At 72.2% G+C, this 16,385-nt stretch carries 19 protein-coding genes and 1 pseudogene; 14 read left to right on the top strand and 6 right to left on the bottom strand.

Going from position 1 to position 16,385, the window contains the following annotated elements; genetic code table 11:
* The first annotated feature begins 9 nt into the window (after window positions 1-9).
* From AB0C02_RS18390 to AB0C02_RS18380, 3 genes are all read left to right on the top strand, one after another.
* The gene (locus tag AB0C02_RS18390; protein WP_357549416.1) at window positions 10-879 is read left to right on the top strand and encodes a DMT family transporter; all 870 of its coding nucleotides are present in this window, start codon (window positions 10-12) and stop codon (window positions 877-879) included.
* Between the two features lie 72 nt (window positions 880-951).
* Window positions 952-1,401, top strand: coding sequence for a VOC family protein (locus tag AB0C02_RS18385; RefSeq protein ID WP_357549415.1), 450 nt, complete (start codon window positions 952-954; stop codon window positions 1,399-1,401).
* Window positions 1,402-1,426: 25 nt separating this feature from the next.
* Window positions 1,427-2,335: an NADP-dependent oxidoreductase gene (locus tag AB0C02_RS18380; protein WP_357549413.1), complete on the top strand. Its 909-nt coding sequence runs from the start codon at window positions 1,427-1,429 to the stop codon at window positions 2,333-2,335.
* Between the two features lie 76 nt (window positions 2,336-2,411).
* Here AB0C02_RS18380 and AB0C02_RS18375 read toward each other — a convergent pair whose 3' ends face one another.
* Window positions 2,412-3,668 carry a hypothetical protein gene (locus AB0C02_RS18375; RefSeq protein ID WP_357549412.1) on the bottom strand — a complete coding sequence of 419 codons (1,257 nt, stop codon included), beginning with the start codon at window positions 3,666-3,668 and terminating at the stop codon, window positions 2,412-2,414.
* Window positions 3,669-3,737: 69 nt separating this feature from the next.
* Between AB0C02_RS18375 and AB0C02_RS18370 the strand changes: the two genes are divergently transcribed.
* The 6 genes from AB0C02_RS18370 (at window position 3,738) to AB0C02_RS18345 (ending at window position 10,163) form a co-directional block, all read left to right on the top strand.
* Window positions 3,738-4,319 (top strand): RNA polymerase sigma factor, encoded by a 582-nt coding sequence (locus AB0C02_RS18370; protein WP_357549411.1) that lies wholly within the window; start codon window positions 3,738-3,740, stop codon window positions 4,317-4,319.
* Window positions 4,312-5,028, top strand: a complete 717-nt coding sequence (locus tag AB0C02_RS18365) for a hypothetical protein (protein WP_357549410.1) — start codon at window positions 4,312-4,314, stop codon at window positions 5,026-5,028. The genes AB0C02_RS18370 and AB0C02_RS18365 overlap by 8 nt, the downstream gene beginning before the upstream one ends.
* A gap of 99 nt (window positions 5,029-5,127) precedes the next feature.
* Window positions 5,128-5,814: a hypothetical protein gene (locus AB0C02_RS18360; RefSeq protein WP_357549409.1), complete on the top strand. Its 687-nt coding sequence runs from the start codon at window positions 5,128-5,130 to the stop codon at window positions 5,812-5,814.
* 149 nt (window positions 5,815-5,963) lie between these two features.
* Complete coding sequence (locus AB0C02_RS18355) at window positions 5,964-7,016, top strand: glycosyltransferase family 39 protein (protein WP_357549408.1); 1,053 nt, start codon at window positions 5,964-5,966, stop codon at window positions 7,014-7,016.
* A gap of 97 nt (window positions 7,017-7,113) precedes the next feature.
* Window positions 7,114-8,994: a glycosyltransferase family 2 protein gene (locus AB0C02_RS18350; protein ID WP_357549406.1), complete on the top strand. Its 1,881-nt coding sequence runs from the start codon at window positions 7,114-7,116 to the stop codon at window positions 8,992-8,994.
* On the top strand, window positions 8,988-10,163 hold the full coding sequence (locus AB0C02_RS18345) for a glycosyl hydrolase (protein WP_357549403.1): 1,176 nt from the start codon (window positions 8,988-8,990) through the stop codon (window positions 10,161-10,163). The genes AB0C02_RS18350 and AB0C02_RS18345 overlap by 7 nt, the downstream gene beginning before the upstream one ends.
* A gap of 42 nt (window positions 10,164-10,205) precedes the next feature.
* Here the strand turns inward: AB0C02_RS18345 and AB0C02_RS18340 are convergent, their stop codons facing one another.
* The 4 genes from AB0C02_RS18340 to AB0C02_RS18325 all read right to left on the bottom strand — a co-directional run bounded on the left by AB0C02_RS18340 (window position 10,206) and on the right by AB0C02_RS18325 (window position 11,963).
* The gene (locus AB0C02_RS18340; protein WP_357549402.1) at window positions 10,206-10,490 is read right to left on the bottom strand and encodes a BON domain-containing protein; all 285 of its coding nucleotides are present in this window, start codon (window positions 10,488-10,490) and stop codon (window positions 10,206-10,208) included.
* A complete protein-coding gene (locus tag AB0C02_RS18335) occupies window positions 10,490-11,185 on the bottom strand; it encodes an STAS domain-containing protein (RefSeq protein WP_357549400.1) in 696 nt (231 codons plus the stop codon). The genes AB0C02_RS18340 and AB0C02_RS18335 overlap by 1 nt, the downstream gene beginning before the upstream one ends.
* A gap of 66 nt (window positions 11,186-11,251) precedes the next feature.
* Window positions 11,252-11,533: a hypothetical protein gene (locus AB0C02_RS18330; RefSeq protein WP_357549399.1), complete on the bottom strand. Its 282-nt coding sequence runs from the start codon at window positions 11,531-11,533 to the stop codon at window positions 11,252-11,254.
* A 31-nt stretch (window positions 11,534-11,564) separates the two neighbouring features.
* Window positions 11,565-11,963 carry an STAS domain-containing protein gene (locus tag AB0C02_RS18325; RefSeq protein WP_357549397.1) on the bottom strand — a complete coding sequence of 133 codons (399 nt, stop codon included), beginning with the start codon at window positions 11,961-11,963 and terminating at the stop codon, window positions 11,565-11,567.
* 152 nt (window positions 11,964-12,115) lie between these two features.
* Between AB0C02_RS18325 and AB0C02_RS18320 the strand changes: the two genes are divergently transcribed.
* From AB0C02_RS18320 to AB0C02_RS18310, 3 genes are read left to right on the top strand one after another with little or no spacing between them, the layout of a single operon-like run.
* A complete protein-coding gene (locus AB0C02_RS18320; protein ID WP_357549395.1) occupies window positions 12,116-12,790 on the top strand; it encodes a response regulator transcription factor in 675 nt (224 codons plus the stop codon).
* Entirely contained in the window at window positions 12,787-14,139 is a 1,353-nt protein-coding gene (locus AB0C02_RS18315; RefSeq protein WP_357549394.1) for a HAMP domain-containing sensor histidine kinase, read from the top strand. Before AB0C02_RS18320 ends, AB0C02_RS18315 begins: the two co-directional genes overlap by 4 nt.
* Window positions 14,136-14,699, top strand: coding sequence for a GerMN domain-containing protein (locus AB0C02_RS18310; RefSeq protein ID WP_357549393.1), 564 nt, complete (start codon window positions 14,136-14,138; stop codon window positions 14,697-14,699). The genes AB0C02_RS18315 and AB0C02_RS18310 overlap by 4 nt, the downstream gene beginning before the upstream one ends.
* A gap of 51 nt (window positions 14,700-14,750) precedes the next feature.
* On the opposite strand, the gene AB0C02_RS18305 is transcribed toward AB0C02_RS18310, so the two are convergent.
* Window positions 14,751-14,909, bottom strand: coding sequence for a hypothetical protein (locus AB0C02_RS18305; RefSeq protein WP_357549391.1), 159 nt, complete (start codon window positions 14,907-14,909; stop codon window positions 14,751-14,753).
* 193 nt (window positions 14,910-15,102) lie between these two features.
* Between AB0C02_RS18305 and AB0C02_RS18300 the strand changes: the two genes are divergently transcribed.
* Together AB0C02_RS18300 and AB0C02_RS18295 are read left to right on the top strand one after the other, a co-directional pair.
* Window positions 15,103-15,555 carry a PPC domain-containing DNA-binding protein gene (locus AB0C02_RS18300; protein ID WP_357549389.1) on the top strand — a complete coding sequence of 151 codons (453 nt, stop codon included), beginning with the start codon at window positions 15,103-15,105 and terminating at the stop codon, window positions 15,553-15,555.
* 21 nt (window positions 15,556-15,576) lie between these two features.
* Window positions 15,577-16,262: pseudogene (locus tag AB0C02_RS18295) on the top strand (NAD(P)-dependent oxidoreductase).
* Window positions 16,263-16,385: the final 123 nt, after the last annotated feature.

Here is a 16,385-nt window from a genome sequence, read left to right as displayed (position 1 = left end):
ATGCACGACGTGGGACAGTTGGTGGTGGGCGCCCCGCTGGCACTCTGCGCCGCGGCGGCGTTCGGCGCGTCCTCGTTGCTGCAGTTCCAGGCGTCCCGCAAGGTGCCCGAGGAGCGGGCCGGGCAGCCGCGGCTGCTGGTGCGCCTGCTTCGGGTTCGTGGCTGGCGCTGGTCGGCAGTGCTTGCCGCGATGGCGTTCGCCCTGCAGGTCGCGGCCCTGAGCCTGGTGCCGCTGATCCTCGTGCAGCCACTGCTGGTGACTGGCCTCGTCTGGTACGTCCTGTTGTTCGCCGCGTCCCACCACCGCCGGCCGGACCCGCGGATCCTGCTGGAAACGGGGTTGTGCCTGCTCGGGCTCGGCCTCTTCCTGGCGGTCGCGCAGCCGACCCGTGGGCAGGGCCAGGGTCTCAACACGTTCGGGTCGGCCGCGCTGCTCGTCGCCGCGCTGGTGCTCGCCGTGAGCGGGTGCCTGTTCGGCGCCGTGAAACTGGGCCGCAAGTGGCGTCCGCTGCCGCTGGCACTCGCGGCCGGCGTGGTTTACGGCGTGACAGCCGGGCTCATCAGCAGTCTCGGGCTGCAGCCCGGACTCCACATCCTGGGCGTGTTCGGCCATTGGCAGATCTACGCCCTTGCCGTGCTCGGTCCGTTCGGTGTCCTGCTGAGCCAGAACGCCTACCAGGCCGGCCCGCTGGGCGCACCCGCCCTGGCCACGATCACCGTCACCGACCCGTTGGTGTCCATCGCGATCGGGTTGCTCTGGCTCGACGAGCGGATCGTCACCGACTCCTGGGCCGTGCTGGGCGAGGTGCTCGGGTTGGCGATGGTGGTCGTCGCGGTCTTTCTCCTCGCCCGGCGGGCGCCGCACGTCGCCGACGCGTAGTGGGCGCGTCCGTCCGGCAGGTGTGCGGCTGGCCGCCACGGGTATCCGGGGTGCCGACCAGGGGAGGCGCGGATGACGCACGAAGCACCGGACTACTTCCAGCCGGAGCACGGCATGGTGCTCACCCACCTGCTGATCGTGCGGGACGTGGACCGGTCCCGCGAGTTCTACCGGCAGGTGCTGGGCGCCACGGTGATCCGTGAGCGCGAGCCGGCGATCCTCCGGCTCCACAACGGCTACATCGTGATCAACAACGAGGGCGGCCCCACCGACGACAAGCCGACCGTACAGGCCCAGGCGCCGGCGGACTCGGACTCGCTCAGCTCCGCGATCAACATCCGGGTCACCGACGTGCGGGCCGTCTACGAGGAGTGGCGCTCTCGCGGCGGGCAGTTCCTCACCGAGCCGAAGGACCACGGGGTCGAGATCCGCTGCTATCTGCGCGACCCGGACGGCTACCTGATCGAACTCGGCCAGGGAACGGGAATCATCGCCCAGATGGCGGGCACGCCCGCCCGTTGAGCGCGGCTGAGGTGGGAGGTGGCAGATGAAGGCGGTGCAGTTCGCCGACTACGGCGGACCGGAGGTGCTACGACCCGTCGAGGTGCCTGAGCCGCACGCCGGCCCCGGGCAGATCCGCGTGGCAGTGCGTGCCGCGGGCGTCAACCCGATGGACTGGAAGGTGCGCAGCGGCGCGATGCGCCAGATGATGCCGCTCACGCTGCCGGCCATCCCCGGCAGCGACGTGGCCGGAGTGGTCGACGAGGTCGGTGCGGGTGTCACCGGGGTCGAGGTGGGGGACGAGGTCTTCGGCTTCGCCACCGCCGACGGCTACGCCGAGTACGCGGTGCTGGAGCACTTCGTCGCCAAACCGCCGACGATGTCGTGGGAGGAGGCCGCTGGAGTGCCCGTCGTGGCGGAGACCGCCGTGCGCAGTCTCGACCTGCTCGGCGTACGCGAGGGGCACGTCCTGCTGGTCAACGGCGCCTCCGGCGGAGTGGGCCTGACCGCCGCGCAGCTCGCCCGGGCCCGGGGAGCCACCGTGCTCGGCACCAGCAGTCCGGCCAACCACGACTTCCTACGCGGTCTGGGCGTGATCCCGACCAGCTACGGCGCGGGGCTGGTGGAGCGGGTCCGGAAGCTCGCGCCCGACGGTGTGGACGCGGCCCTGGACACGGCCGGCAAAGGGGCGATACCGGACCTCATCGCGATCACCGGTACGCCCGAACGGGTGCTGACGATCTCCGACCCGGACGCCCCAGGGCACGGAGTGCGGATGACCACCGGGGCCGAGGGCCGGTCCTACCAGGCGTTGGCCGAGGTGGCGCGGCTCTTCGAACGGGGCGAGTTCGACCTGCCCGTCGCGCGGACCTTCGACCTGGAGCAGGCCGCCGAGGCCCAGGAGATCAGCCAGGGCGGTCACGTGCGCGGCAAGCTGGTCCTCCGGGTCGCCTGACCGCCACGAACGCTTGCACCAGGCGGGCAGGGCCCGACGGAGGGACAGTTTGTTCGAGGCCCTGATGCGGGGCGGGTCAGGCGCGTCCGGCGAGGCCGTGTACGACCACCAGACCGGGCACCTCGGCGCGGCCGAGTTGCTCGCCCGTGGCCGGGTCGTGCCAGCTCACAGCGTCCTTCTGACCCACGTAGAGGTGCCTGCCGTCGGGGCTGAGCACGAGGCCGGTGACGGGTTCGCGGACGGACCATCCGGAGGCGGCACCGAAGCGCTCGAGCTCCAGCGCGCGTACCTCCGTGCCGGCGCCGACGAAGAGACGGTCGGGGCCGGCGGCGGCGTGGGCCCTGCCGGTGCCCTGGGCCAGGGCGGCCGTGCCGCGCACCGCGAGCTCCTCCGTGGAGATCTCCGCGACGGTGCCCGACGTGACGTCGAGGACGTAGAGCCGGTCTCCGGCCGGGCCGATCGCCAGGGCGTGCCCGCTCGCGGGCGCCTCCCCGAACGGGTGCGGCAGGTCGACGCAGTACGCCCAGCGCTCGACGAGGTTCAGGGTGTGGACGAACGCGTGCGCGTTGCCGGGCCGCCCGCTGATCAGATCCCGGGTGTGCCGGTGGTCGGGCTGGTGCGTGTAGAGCGTGTAGAGGGTGCTGCGGTTCGGCGCGAGCACGGCCTGGCGCCCGTCGCCGCGCATCTCCTCCTCGGCGCCGGGTGGGACCGGTGTCTTGACCCGGGTGGACAGCGGGCCGGGCGTCCGCGTGGCGAGATCGACGACGCGGACGCGATAGCGGTCCGGCGCCCGCGCCGGCAGCCATTCGAGGACGAACAGCCCGGCGAGATCCTCGGTGAACGCCTCCGGCACGAAGTTGCCCCGTAGCTCGAATCGGTGCCGTACCCCGGTGACGTCGGCGATCAGCACCGGGGTCACGTCCCGCCCGTCCGGGCGCCCGTACGTGGCATTGGCGGCGTTCGAGGTGAGCGCCACCCGCGTACCGTCGGTCGAGACCGCCTGCGGCAGCCATTGCCCGGGCAGGGTGACCCGCGTGGAGGTGTGGCCCGTGGCGGTGTCGATCCGCCAGAACGTGGTGCCCGCTCCGTCGGGGGCGGTCGCGTAGACCGCCTGCCCGTCGGGGGTGGCGACGGCGCGCGGGATTGTCAGTCGCTCGCCGCCGCGCAGCACCCCGAGCCCGCCGTCGACCTCGACGAGCAGTGCGTCGGGGACCGTGGTGGCCGTGCCCGGCTGCCGCCTCCCGGCCGGGTCGCAGCCGATCAGCGCTGCCGTGCCGGTGCCGGCGAGCGTGGTCAGCAGGGTACGCCGCGAGATCGTCTGGTCTGCCATCATGCCCGGTTGACACCGCCGGAACGGCCGGGGTTCCGCAGTCGACGGAACCCGCGCGGCGTGACCGGTGTCATGAGTTCGTCCCCATCGGAGGTTGTCCTGGACGACGAAGAGTTGGTCATCCGCGCTCGGGCCGGTGACCTGGAGTCCTATGAACTCCTGGTCGCCCGGCACACCGCGTCCGCGTACCGGACGGCGGTGCTGCTCGGCGCGGGCCCGGACGCGGAGGACGTCATCCAGGAGGCGTTCGTGAAAGGACATCGCAACCTCTCCCGCTATCGGGGAGAGTCGTCGTACCGCTCGTGGCTGCTGGCGATCGTCGCCAACGAGACCCGCAACCTGCATCGGTCCCGGAGCCGGCGGGACGGACTCGTGCTGCGCGCCGCGGCGGCCGACCCGGTGCCGGAGATCGCCGGGGACGTCGCGGTCGAGACCGTCCTCGCCGGGGAACGGCGCGCCGCGCTGGTCCGGGCCCTGCGCCTGTTGCCGGTGCGGGACCGTGAGGTGATCGTCTGCCGGTTCTTCCTCGACCTCAGCGAGGAGGAGACCGTGACGATGCTGGGCTGGCCCCGGGGCACGGTGAAGTCGCGGACCTCCCGGGCGCTGGCGAAGCTCCGTGGCCTGCTCGACCGCGAGGAGGTGCGACGTGGATGACCTTGAGCGGGAGCTGCGCAACCTCGCCGGCTGGCTGCAGACCCCCGAACCGCCCGAGGTGGCCGCCCGAGTACGGGCACGGCTCACCGCGCCCGCGCCCGCGCGACGCCGTTGGCGTTACCTCGTCGCGGTGCTGATCGCCCTGCTCGTGGCGGTGCTGCCGCCGGGGCGGGCCGCCATCGCCGACGCGGTGGCGGGGCTGCTGCGCTTCGCCGGGATCACCATTGCCACGTCGTCCGAACCGGCGCTGCCCACCGGTACGCCGTCGCCGCTGCCGGCGCAGCAGCCCATGGCCCTGGTCGAGGCGCAGCGGAAGGTGCTTTTCCCGATCCGGCTCCCGGCGAAGCTGAGCCCGCCCGAACAGGTGCTGGTCGCCGATCCAGACCCCAGGGGCACCTGCCGGGTGGCCACGCTGCTGTATCGCGGGGGAGCGCTGCGCATCGACGCTTTCGACGGCCGGCTCGACCCGGCCTTCCACAAGCAGGCCAGCGGTCCGGGGGTGAAGTGGGCCCAGGTCAACGGTGACGTCGCCATCTGGATCGGCGGCCCACACGCGGTGGCCTACGTGGACCGGACCGGCACGGTCCGGGTGGAGACCGCCCGGCTCGCCGCCTCGACCCTGATCTGGCAGGAGGCCGGCGTGACCTACCGGCTCGAGGGCGACCCGACCATGGCTGAGGCGATCGAGATCGCCAACTCGCTGGACTAGGCGGTGCGGCGCATGCTCAGCGCGGCGGCGACCAGCGCCAGCACGCCCGGTCCGAACACCAGGTGAGGGAACCCGAAGGGCGCGGCCGGTGTCCCATCAGTGGGTACGCACGAGCCGGACCATCGGGCCGGCGGGGCGCAGGCCGGGGAGGCGCGAGTGGGAGTACGGGGCAGGGCGTGGCTCGGGGTGGTGGTCCTGGCGGCGGGGTGCACGACAACCGCCCCGTCCACGACACCGGCCACCACCGCGGCGACCGGCTGTGCGTCGCGGGTCGAGACGGGAGCGCTGCCCGACTGGGCGGACGCCGGGTTCAGTGACGCGTCCGCCGAGATCCCGCATGTCCTCGGCGCCAAGGGCGAGATCGTCGCGGTGTTGTTCGCTCACCCGCTGACCTGGAAGCGGACAGACGGCGCCTCCAACAAGATCCTCTGGGTCTCCCGCCCCGCCCCGACGCCGTCCGACCCGACGTCGGGCTGGGTCTCCCGCCCCGCCCCGACGCCGTCCGACCCGACGTCGGGCTGGGTCTCCCGCCCCGCCCCGACGCCGTCCGACCCGACGTCGGGCTGGGTCTCCCGCCCCGCCCCGACGCCGTCCGACCCGACGTCGGGGACCGACCTGTCGATCACCGCGACTCTGGACGGCGTCGGCACGCGGCTGACCCGGGAGGTCCGCGGCGGGCCGGGCCCATCGATCATCGATCTTCCGCACGCGGGTTGCTGGCATCTTGACCTGCGCTGGTCGGGGCGTACCGACGCGATGGATCTCGTCTACGCCGACGGCCACTGACCCAGGCCCGCTCGGCTCCCCCCGCCGACCCAACGCGCTTCGTGTGCCTTTTGGCAGGTTATGCCGGGTATGAGGCTCAGTGCCGAGCCTGCCTCACTATGCTCCGAAGTGACATTCACCGCCGGAACCACGGAGAAGCGTGAGTCACGATGAACGACGCGGAGACCATGGTCCTGCCCCGGCTCGGGCCGGCGGCGGCCAGCGTGGAAGACCCCTGGGGAGAAGGGCGTGCCGTCGCCCCCGGTCGTCCGCCGGCCGTCGTTCCGGCCCGACGATTCGCGGCGTGGCTGGTGCCGGCGCTGATGATGGCCATGGTCAGCGTGGCCAGGGCCGGCGGGCCCGTCCCCCGGGCTGAGGAAGCCGCGGCCTGGCGGGCGGCCACGTCGTCCTGGCGGGACATCCTCCACTCGGGCGACGTCACGGGCGCGCCCTACCACCTGCTGATCCGGGCGTGGGCGGAGGCGTTCGGCACCTCCGCCCACGCCCTGCGCGCTCCGTCCGTGCTGGCCATGACCGCCGCGGCCGCGCTCGTCGCCGCGACGGCGACCAGGATGTTCGGGCCGGGTACCGGTCTCCTGGCCGGCGCGATCTTCGCGGTGCTGCCGACCTCGGCGCGGTACGCGCAGCAGGCCCAGCCGTACGCGTTGACCCTGCTCGCCGCGGTGCTCGCCACCTGGCTGTTCGGGTCGGTCGTCGAACGGCCCACGCCGCGTCGCCTCGTCGGGTACGGCAGCGCGGTCGTGTTGCTCGGCCTGTGCCACGTCGTCGCGCTTCTGCTGCTCGCCGGCCACGGCTGGACGGTGTTCGCCTTCCGGCGCAAGGCGGCCGCCCGATGGCTGGTGGTCGTCGCGGCGGGCGTGCTGCCCGCCGCCGCGCTGCTCTGGTCCGCCGCGAAACACGGCACGTGGATCGGGCCGGTTTCCCAGCCGAGTCCGCAGCTGCTGGCCGAGCTGCCCGGACAACTGTTCGGTCGCACCGCTGTGGGGGCCGTGCTGCTCGGGCTGGCGCTGTTCAGTCTCCCGCTGCGCTACCGCACCGCCATCCACTCGGCGTCGGCGGTGGTGCCGCCGCTCGCCCTGCTGCTCGTCGCGCAGGCGACGCCGATCTGGGAACCGCGGTACCTGCTCTTCACCCTGCCGGCCTGGGCGACGCTCGGCGCGGTCGCCCTGGCCCGGCTATCCGCCCGGCGCACGGATCTCTGACCGGTCGCCGCGCCCGCCACGTTCGCACCACCGTTCGATTGCCCGCTCAGCCATCAGCCACCGCCAGAGTTCGTGGCGACCAAGACATGGGGGAAACGTGGCCGTCGCCGCTCAGACACGCCTGTCTCCAGTCAGGAAAAAGGGGCCGTCCCCCTCGGCGCGGCCGCCGTCCGATCAGGGTCCGGACCGCCGTCAGCTGAACATCAGGGCCCGTCTCGCGTACGCGAGGTGCGGGGCGACCGCCGGGCCGCTGGCCCCGCCCCGGCAACCACGGGCGGCGGTCGAATTCCGTCACGTCGCCTCACCCGCGGCACGGGCCATCCTCACCCTGCTCGTCCTCATCAACAGCGCGGCCGGGCTGCTGTTCGTCGGCTGGCTGCTGCTGCCCGCACACGTACCCGGATCGGGCGTGATCGGGCTCGGCGATCCACGGACGATGGTGGCCCGGCTCGGCTTCTGCGTGGTCGTCGGCATCGAGCTGATCCGCCTCGCCCAGAACGTGGTCGTCTGGGTGTTCGCGTTCAACGCCAAGGATCCGGTGCCGGTGGATCCGCCGGTCGGCCTGCGGGTGGCCCTGCTCACCACGATCGTGCCCAGCAAGGAGCCGCTCGACGTCGTCGAACGGACCCTGCGCCGGCTGCGCCAGCTCGTGTACTGCGGCCAGGTCGACGTGTGGATCCTCGACGAGGGCGACGACCCGGCGGTGAAGGAGATGGCCGCGCGGCTCGGCGTACGCCACTTCAGCCGCCAGGGAAGGCCGGAGTACAACCAGCCCACGGGCGAGTTCCGCGCCAGGACGAAGTCGGGCAACCACAACGCCTGGCGGGCCGAACACGAGCACCGGTACGACGTGGTGGCCAACGTCGACCCGGACCACGTGCCCCTGCCCAACTTCCTCGAACGGACGCTCGGCTACTTCCGCGACCCGGACGTCGCCTTCGTGGTGACACCGCAGGTCTACGGCAACATGCACCAGAACTTCGTCGCGCACGGCGCCTCGGTCCAGCAGTACCTCTACAACGGGCTCATCGCCCGGGGCGGAAACGGCCTGGACGCGCCGCTGCTCACCGGCACCGGCCACCTCTACCGGCCAGCGGCGTGGCGGACCATCGGCGGCTACCAGGATTCGATCATCGAGGACCACCTGACCAGCATCCGCATCCACGCCGCCGTCAACCCGGAGACGGGCAACCAGTGGAAGGGCGTCTACACCCCCGACGTGGTGGCCATCGGCGAAGGCCCGACGTCCTGGGCGGACTACTTCAACCAACAGAAGCGGTGGGCGGCCGGCATCTGCGAGATCCTCGTCCGTCCCGAACTGCGCGCGCCCCGGGCACTGCGGTCACGACGGCGCTGGCAGTACCGCCTGTTGCAGTTCTACTACCCGAGCGTGGCGGTCAGCCTGCTGCTGGGCAACGTCGCCACGGCGATGTACCTGCTCACCGGGGTCGGCACCGCACGGCTCGACGTCACCGTGTGGTCGATGCTGTGGGGTTCGACCATCTGCACCTGGTTCGTACTGTGGCTGTGGCTGCGCCGATTCAACATCGCCCCCCACGAACGGGAGGAGATCGGCATGGTCGGGATGGCGCTGGCGCTGTTCGCCGGGCCCATCTACGTGGCCGCCGGCATCGGTGCGCTGCTGCGCCGCAAACTCGGCTTCGTGGTGACGGCCAAGGGAAAACTGCGCACCATCGAGTCGTTCGGCACCTTCCGGTTGCACCTCTGCTGGGCGGCCATCGCCGCAGGCCTGCTCGCCGCGAGCTTCGTGCTGGACAACGACTTCGCCCTGCTCCGGGTGTGGCCCGTCCTGACGATCCTGACCGGTCTCGGTCCGCCGCTGATCGCGCTCGGGTCACATCTGCGGGCCAGGCGGGAGCAGCGCGACGACCCCGCCGAACTTCTCGCCCGCACCAAAAGCGACGAACGTCCCGCGCCGACGGCACGGGTGGCGGCTGACGGGGGTGCGCGATGGTGAGACTGACCGTTCCCCGGGTCGCGATGGCGCTGATCGGCGCCGCGCTGCTGACCTACGCCTTCGCCCTGGCACCGGCCACCCTGCCCGGCAATCGGGGCGCCACCACGTCCGACCGGCTGGTACGCGCCGAACCGAACGCGGTGGTGACGGCCGAGGCGGTGGCGGCGACCGAACCCAGCCCGTCGCCGCCGCCGGCCCCGCCTCTGTTCCCACCGGTCGGCAAGGCGTTCATCGGGGTCATGACGCAGAAAGGCCCGTACGACTTCGCGGCGGTGAACGCGTTCGCGAAGGCCGCGAAGCGCCAGCCGCAGGTGATGCTCTTCAGCGCGGGGTGGGCGTCGGACCGGTTCGACCGGAAGCTGTTCGACCAGATCAGCGGCCGGGGCATGCTGCCGATGCTGGGCTGGGAACCGTGGGACTACGGTGTGGACGCCGCAGCGCGCAAGAAAGGGTTGCCTCGCCGGCAGATCGACAAGATTCGGTCCGACCAGGCCGACTACCGGTTGTCCCGGATAGCGTACGGCGACTTCGACAACTACCTGCGGTCCTGGGCCGAGGGGATCAGGTCGCTCGGCTACCCGGTGGCCATCCGACTCGCCCACGAGATGAACGGCAGCTGGTACCCATGGTGCGAGATGTCCAACGGCAACAGCCCGGGCGACTACGTCAAGGCGTGGCGGCACGTGCACGACCTGTTCCGGGCGGTCGGCGTCAGCAACGTCATCTGGGTGTGGAGCCCGAACGCCAAATGGAGCGACCACACGCCGAAACTCGCCACCCTCTATCCGGGCGACGACTACGTCGACTGGGTGGGCATCAGCGGCTACTACGGCATGGGGGCATTCTCGAAGTACCGGTCCTTCGACGAGATCTTCAACGAGACCATCGCGGAGATCCGCGCATTCAGCAAGAAGCCGCTGGTCATCACGGAGACCGGCGCCGCCGAGAGCGACGGGCGCAAGGCCGAGTGGATCAGTGAGACCTTCCGGATGCTCCCGGCCCACCAGGACATCATCGGGCTCATCTGGTTCGAGGTGAACAAGGAACAGGACTGGCGTATTGAAAGCTCGCCCGCCGCGGCGACGGCCTTCGCTCAGGCCGTCGCCGACCCCCGGTACGACCTGACCTGGTCGCCGGACCTGCCTCCGCGCCTGAAAGTCGACGACTAGTGCTCACCGCTCCGTCGCTGCCCCGGCTCGGGTGACCCGAGCTCATCGACGGCCACGTCGCCGACCGTACAGGGTGAGGGCGTTGCAGACGTCGAAGACGCCGGTGACGTCCCAGGCCAGGTCGCCGGCCGCCTGCCGGGTGGCAGGGTCGGCGACCATCCCGGTGAGGATGACCACCCGGTTCTGCACGCTCACCGAGATCTGCTGACGGCGGGTGGTCCAGTCGGCGCTCAGCCGCTGTGCCACCAGCGCGGCGATGCGCAGGTCCTCGTCGTGGACCCCGTCGTCGCCCAGGTAGGGGTTGTGCTCGGGGTATGGCCAGGGCATCACCTTGCGACCTCCGTGGTCGTCACCGGAGCGGCGGGCGCCGCCGGACTGTGCTGAACGGGCGGGTGCTCACCGGGCGGCGGCCCCTGCCGGGCCGGGGCCGTCGCGGGGCGGGCGGGCTCCACCGGTGGCTCGGCGGATCGCCGGAAGGCAAGCGTGCGGGTGGGGATGACCGGGAAGACGCTGTCCAGCCGCATGGTGTGCAGGACGGTCCGCACGAAACGGGACGGCGCCACCAGGCAGAGCACCTTGCCGTCCTGCCGGGCCTCCTGATGTGCGCGCACCAGCAGGCCGAGACCCGTGGAGTCGATGGTGCGCACCTCGGCGAGGTCGACCAGCACCTGCCGGTCGAGGGTGACTGCTTCGGCCAGCGCCCGCCGCACCGCTTCTGTCGGCTCCGGGTGCTCGGCCGCAGGGTCGGCGCCGCCCCCGTCGGGGCCGTCGACGCCGAGCGCGTCGTAGCGGACGGGGTTCCGCGTCCCGCCCGCACCGTCGTCACCGTCGTCCTCCGGTTGCCGACTGCAACGGGGGCAGAGGTGGGGGCCGGCGGCGAACGGGGAGCCGGTCCAGCCGTGCTCGAACACCAGTGTCCAGACGACCTCGGCGTCGGGCAGGACGGACGCGGTCCCGGTGATCGTGTCGCCGCAGTCGTCGCAGATCAAACTCATCAAATGGTCCGCCGGTACGACCGTCATGCCTGTCCTTTCGCGCTGCGCCCGTACCGACGTGCGGGCTTGGCGGTTGCCGGATGGGGTGAGGGTTCAGGACCGGGTGACATCATCGCTGCCCCGGCGCCCCGCGGTGACGACCCCGAGCACCACCGCCGGGACCGCGAAGCCGACCTGGGCGAGCAGTCGGGGCAGCGCCGGGTTTACGTCGACGCCGATCAAGCGGATGGTGACGGAGCCCAGTAGTGCGGCGGCCACGCCGAGGGCGACCGTCAACCAGACGGGGGCGGCCTTCGGCCCCGGCAGAACCAGCCTGCCCACGACGCCGACCCCGAGGCCGACGGCGAGGGCGCTGAGGAGCGCACTGCCGGTCACTGCTTCCTCCTTGGACTTCGCTCCGGCGGGTTCAGGACCGCGCGACGACCCGCGCCCGCCCGAGCGCCGGTCTCGCCGGCCCGCCGCCGGCCGGGCCACTGCTTGCTGAGATGGCGTCGGCGACCTGCCGTGGCTGGTCAGGACCGGCGGTGTCCAGGATGCGGCGGATCCGCGGGTGTGGATCGCGGAGCGTGAGCACGCTGCCTCGTCGAGCCAGCCGTCGCTGGACGTCGAGCAGCAACCCGATGGCGGCCGCGTCGAGGTGCCGGCACTCGGACAGGTCGATCACCACCTCCCCGGGTTGCAGGGACAGGATCCGGTCCAGGACCACGCCGACCTCCGACAGTCGGGCCAGGTCGAGTTCCGAGGTGATGTCCAGCTCGACCCGGGGCACCCGGCACTCCGGCGGGAGTGGTTGGTGCGCGGTCACTCGGAGCTCCTCTGCGGCTTGGTTCGTTGCTGTCCCACACCCTGCGTGCCGATCGTGGAGGTCGTCCCGCGGCCGCATGACAGTTGTGTGACAAATCCGCATCGGAGATCACGGGGTTGGTGAACCGCGGCTCGGCCAGGGATGATGCCCGGGTGACAGCCGTACTGGTGATCGAGGACGACGACCGGATCCGGCTCGCGCTGTTGCTCGCGCTGGAGGAAGAGGGTTACACGGCGCACGGGGCGGCGAACGCCGAGGAGGGGCTGCGCCGACAACGCCAGGACCCGGCGGACAACGTGCTCGTCGACCTCATGCTGCCCGGGCTGGACGGCTTCGAGTGTATCCGGCAGCTCCGCCGCGACGACGACGTACCCATCGTGGTGGTCAGCGCCCGGGACGACACGCACGACATCGTGGCCGCGCTGGAGGCCGGCGCCGACGACTACCTGGTCAAACCGGTGGCGATCAAGGAGCTGTCCGCCCGGCTGCGGGCGTTGCGCCGCCGGGGGCGGGCCGTCGTCACGCCGGCCGCGGTGCAGGTCTTCGGTGATCTGGAGATCAGCGCGGACGCCGGTGAGGTCCGCCGCGCCGGCCGAACCGTCGCGGTCACCAGGACCGAGTTCCGCCTGCTCTGCGAGCTGGCCCAGCACGCCGGCAAGGTGCTGTCCCGCCAGCAGCTGCTGCAGCGGGTGTGGGGATACGACACCGGCGACGAGCGCCTGGTCGACGTGCACGTGGGCCGGCTGCGTCAAAAGATCGAGGAGGATCCGGGTAACCCACGGCACCTGGTGACCCTCCGCGGCCTCGGCTACAAGCTGCAGCGGTGAACCGCCTCGGACTGCGCGCCCGGGTCACCGCCGCGTTCGCCATCGGCGCGCTGCTGCTCGCGGCGGCGATGGCCCTCTTCTCGTACGACCTGACCCGCCGGTCCCTCCTCGACGAGCGGGAACGCGCCGCGATACGGGCGGCCAACTTCGACGCCGCGGTCGTCCGCGCAGGCCTGGACACCGACACCCCGGACGTCGCGGAAGTGCTCCGCTCGCTGGACACCGGCAGCGCCCGGCGTCCCCTGCTGCAGCGCGACGGCCGGTGGTTCGCCCGTACCGCGGAGATCGGTGCCAGTTCGGTTCCGCCCGAGCTGCAGCGGATGGTCCGCTCGGGCGAGCCGGCCGTCCAGCGGATCCGGACGGACGGGCAGCCGGCCCTGGTGGTCGGCGTCCCGCTCTCGCCGACCACCAGCTACTACGAACTCACCTCGCTGCGCGAGGTCGAGCAGACCTTTCAGCTGGTCGGGCTGACCCTGACCGCGGTCGCCATCATGGTCGCCGGCTCGGGCGCCGCGCTCGGCTGGTACGCCACCCGGCACAGCCTCCGGCCGCTGACCGCCGTCGCCGACGCTGCCGAGCGGATCGCCGCCGGCGATCTCAGCACCCGCCTCGATCCCGCCACCGACCCTGACCTCACCCGCCTGTCCACCTCGTTCAACCGGATGGTGGAGCAACTGGTCCGGCACATCGAGCGGGACCGGCGTTTCGCCGCCGACGTCAGCCATGAGCTGCGTTCTCCGCTGCAGACGCTGGCCGCGGCGGCGAGCGTGCTGGACCGCCGCCGCGAGCACCATGACGAACGCACCGCAACGGCCGCCGGGCTCGTCGCCGACGAGATCGCCCGCTTCCAGCGGCTGGTCGACGACCTGATCGAGCTGGCCCGCACCGAGCAGCCGGTACACCGCGAACGCGTCGACGTCGAGGCGCTGGCCCGGGACGCCTGCCGGACGCACGGGCTGCCGGACGGGCTGGTGCGATCCGCACCCGCCGGCAGTGAATGGCTGGTCGACCGGCGCCGCGTGGCGCAGATCCTGCTCAATCTCGTGGAGAACGCGGTCCGTTACGCCGGGGGGCCGGTGGAGGTGCGGCTGGCCTGCGACGGCGAAGGCACCGGCATCATCGAGGTGGACGACGACGGTCCGGGGGTGCCGGAGCCGGACCGCGAGGTGATTTTCGCCCGCTTCGTCCGGGGCCGGGCGGCCCACGCCCGGGCTGGCACCGACGGGACCGGTCTCGGTCTCGCGCTCGTCGCCGAACACGCGGCCATGCACGGCGGTCGGGCCACGGTGACCGACCGTCCCGAGGGCGGTGCCCGGTTCCGGGTGGAACTGCCGGGGTGCCTGCCGTGAACCGGCGCGTGTCGATCATGGCCGTGGCGGCACTGCTGCTCGCCGGGTGCGGCGTCCCAGTGGACGAGGCGCCCCGCCGCGTACCGGGCCCACCCCGTGCCTACCGCACTCCGGCCGGCGACGGCGCCGAGTCGAACGCCGGACGGGTGAACGAGTCTCTCTGTTTCGTCCGGGACGACCACCTGCGGACCGTCGTGCGGCGCGTGGACTACCTGCCCGACGTCGACACGCACCTGCGCCACCTGCTGGCCGGGCCCGGGGACGCGGAACGGGACGCGGGCTTCACCAGCGCCCTGGCCGGCACCACCTCGGTGGCCGGTGCCCGGCTCAGCGGCGGCGTCGCCGAGGTCGAGGTCGGCGGGGCCAGCGACGAGACCGGACGCAGCGACCAGATCCTCGCGTTCGGCCAGATCGTCTGCACGCTGACCACCCGCGCCGACGTGCACGGCGTCACGTTCCGCCGGGACGGGCAGCCGTTGGAGGTGCCACGGGCCGACGGATCGCTGTCCCGGGTGCCGCTCACCGCGACCGACTACGCGCCGCTGATCGGGCGGCGCTGAGCCGCCCACGACGCCGGCACCCCGACGGGATGCCGGCGTCGTGCCGCCCGGTCAGCCCTTGGCCTGCCGCTTGGCCATCTGCGGCGACTCGCCCTTGCCGACCATCTTGAGCGCCTGCTGCAACTGGCCCTCGGTCATCTTCGAGTTGCCCTCGATGCCCGCGTTGTGGGCCTGTTTGCGCAGGTCGTGAAGTCGCTCTTGGTCACCCATGTCAACCTCCCGCCTCAACGTCGGCGCGGCTACCGGATCCGCGCCGTGGCAACCCTCGGCTTCCCGACCGGGCCGACGGCAAACCGTCCTGACGTCACCGCCCGCGCCGATAACGTGGCAGGTGAATGGCGACCGCGGTGACCGGCGGGACGTGCCGGGTTCGGCTGCTCCGGCGGGCGAGGTGGGGATGAGGATGAGGGAAGTCGAGCTGAGCGGCGGCGACCGGCGCGTGCTGGTGGTCGTGGTCGACAAGGGCGAGGACGCGGTGGCCGCCGTGAACGCGGCGGCGCAGCGACACACCATCCGCGGTGCCCGGGTCACCGCCGTCGGCGGGTTCGCCACGGCGGATCTGGGCTACTTCGAGCGCGAGAAGCGCGACTACCGGACCATCCAGGTTCGAGAGCAGGTCGAGGTCCTGTCCCTGTTGGGCGACATCGCCGAACACGAGGACAAGGCCGCGCTGCACGTGCACGCCGTGCTGGGCCGCCGCGACGGCTCGACCGTCGGCGGCCATCTGCTCCGCGGCGAGGTGTGGCCGACGCTGGAGGTCATCATCTCCGAGGTCGGGGCGGACCTCGCCAAGCGGATCGACCCGGAGACCGGGCTGGCGCTGCTGGCGGGAACCACCAGCCACCGTCCGTGCTGACCTGAGCTGCCGGGGAGAGGGATGACGCAGACGCGGCGGGTGGCGGTGCTCGGCCTCGGCGGCATGGGCGCGCCGATGGCCCGCAACATCCTGCGGGCGGGCCTGCCGACGGTCGTCTGGAACCGCCATCCGGAGCCCGCACGCCGGCTGGCCGACCAGGGCGCGCAGGTCGCGGACAACCCGCCGACGCCGCACACGGGGCCGACGTGGTGATCACGATGGTGACCGACGCGGACGCCGTCCGGTCCATCGCCTTCGACCACGGAATGCTCGCCTCGATGGCCGACGGCGCCATCTGGGCCCAGATGGGCACCATCGGCGTCACCGACACCGAACGCCTCGCCCGGCAGGTCGCCGCGGACCACCCCGGGATCGTCCTGGTGGACGCGCCGGTGGCCGGCAGTCGAGGCCCAGCCGAGCAGGGCCGGCTCGTCGTCTTCGCGTCCGGGCCGGAGCAGGCCCGGGACGGGATCGCCCCGGTCTTCGACGCGGTCGGTCAGCGTACGGTCTGGATCGGGCCGGCCGGCAGCGGCTCCCGCCTGAAGCTGGTCAACAACCTGCTGCTCGCCTTCGTGGCCGAGGGGCTCGCCGCGTCGGTCGCGCTCGGCGACGACCTCGGGTTGGACCGCCCGGCGGTGCTGGCGGCCCTGCGGGGCAGCCCGCTGGTGTCGTCGTGGGCCGCCGAGAAGCTGGAGCGGATCGCCTGAGACGACTACAGCGCCCAGTACCCACTGGCCGTTACCTCTCAGTGCGCTCTGGTGAGCGCACGGTCGGTAGTCCCGCCTGACGGTGGGACGGTCCCGGTCTTACCCACCTGGGTGGTGCCGGGT

Origin of the sequence: Micromonospora sp. NPDC048999, assembly GCF_040649295.1 — a bacterium.
GTDB lineage: Bacteria > Actinomycetota > Actinomycetes > Mycobacteriales > Micromonosporaceae > Micromonospora.
The sequence above is the reverse complement of the archived record's forward strand: the minus strand, read 5'-3'. Positions and strand labels throughout refer to the sequence as shown.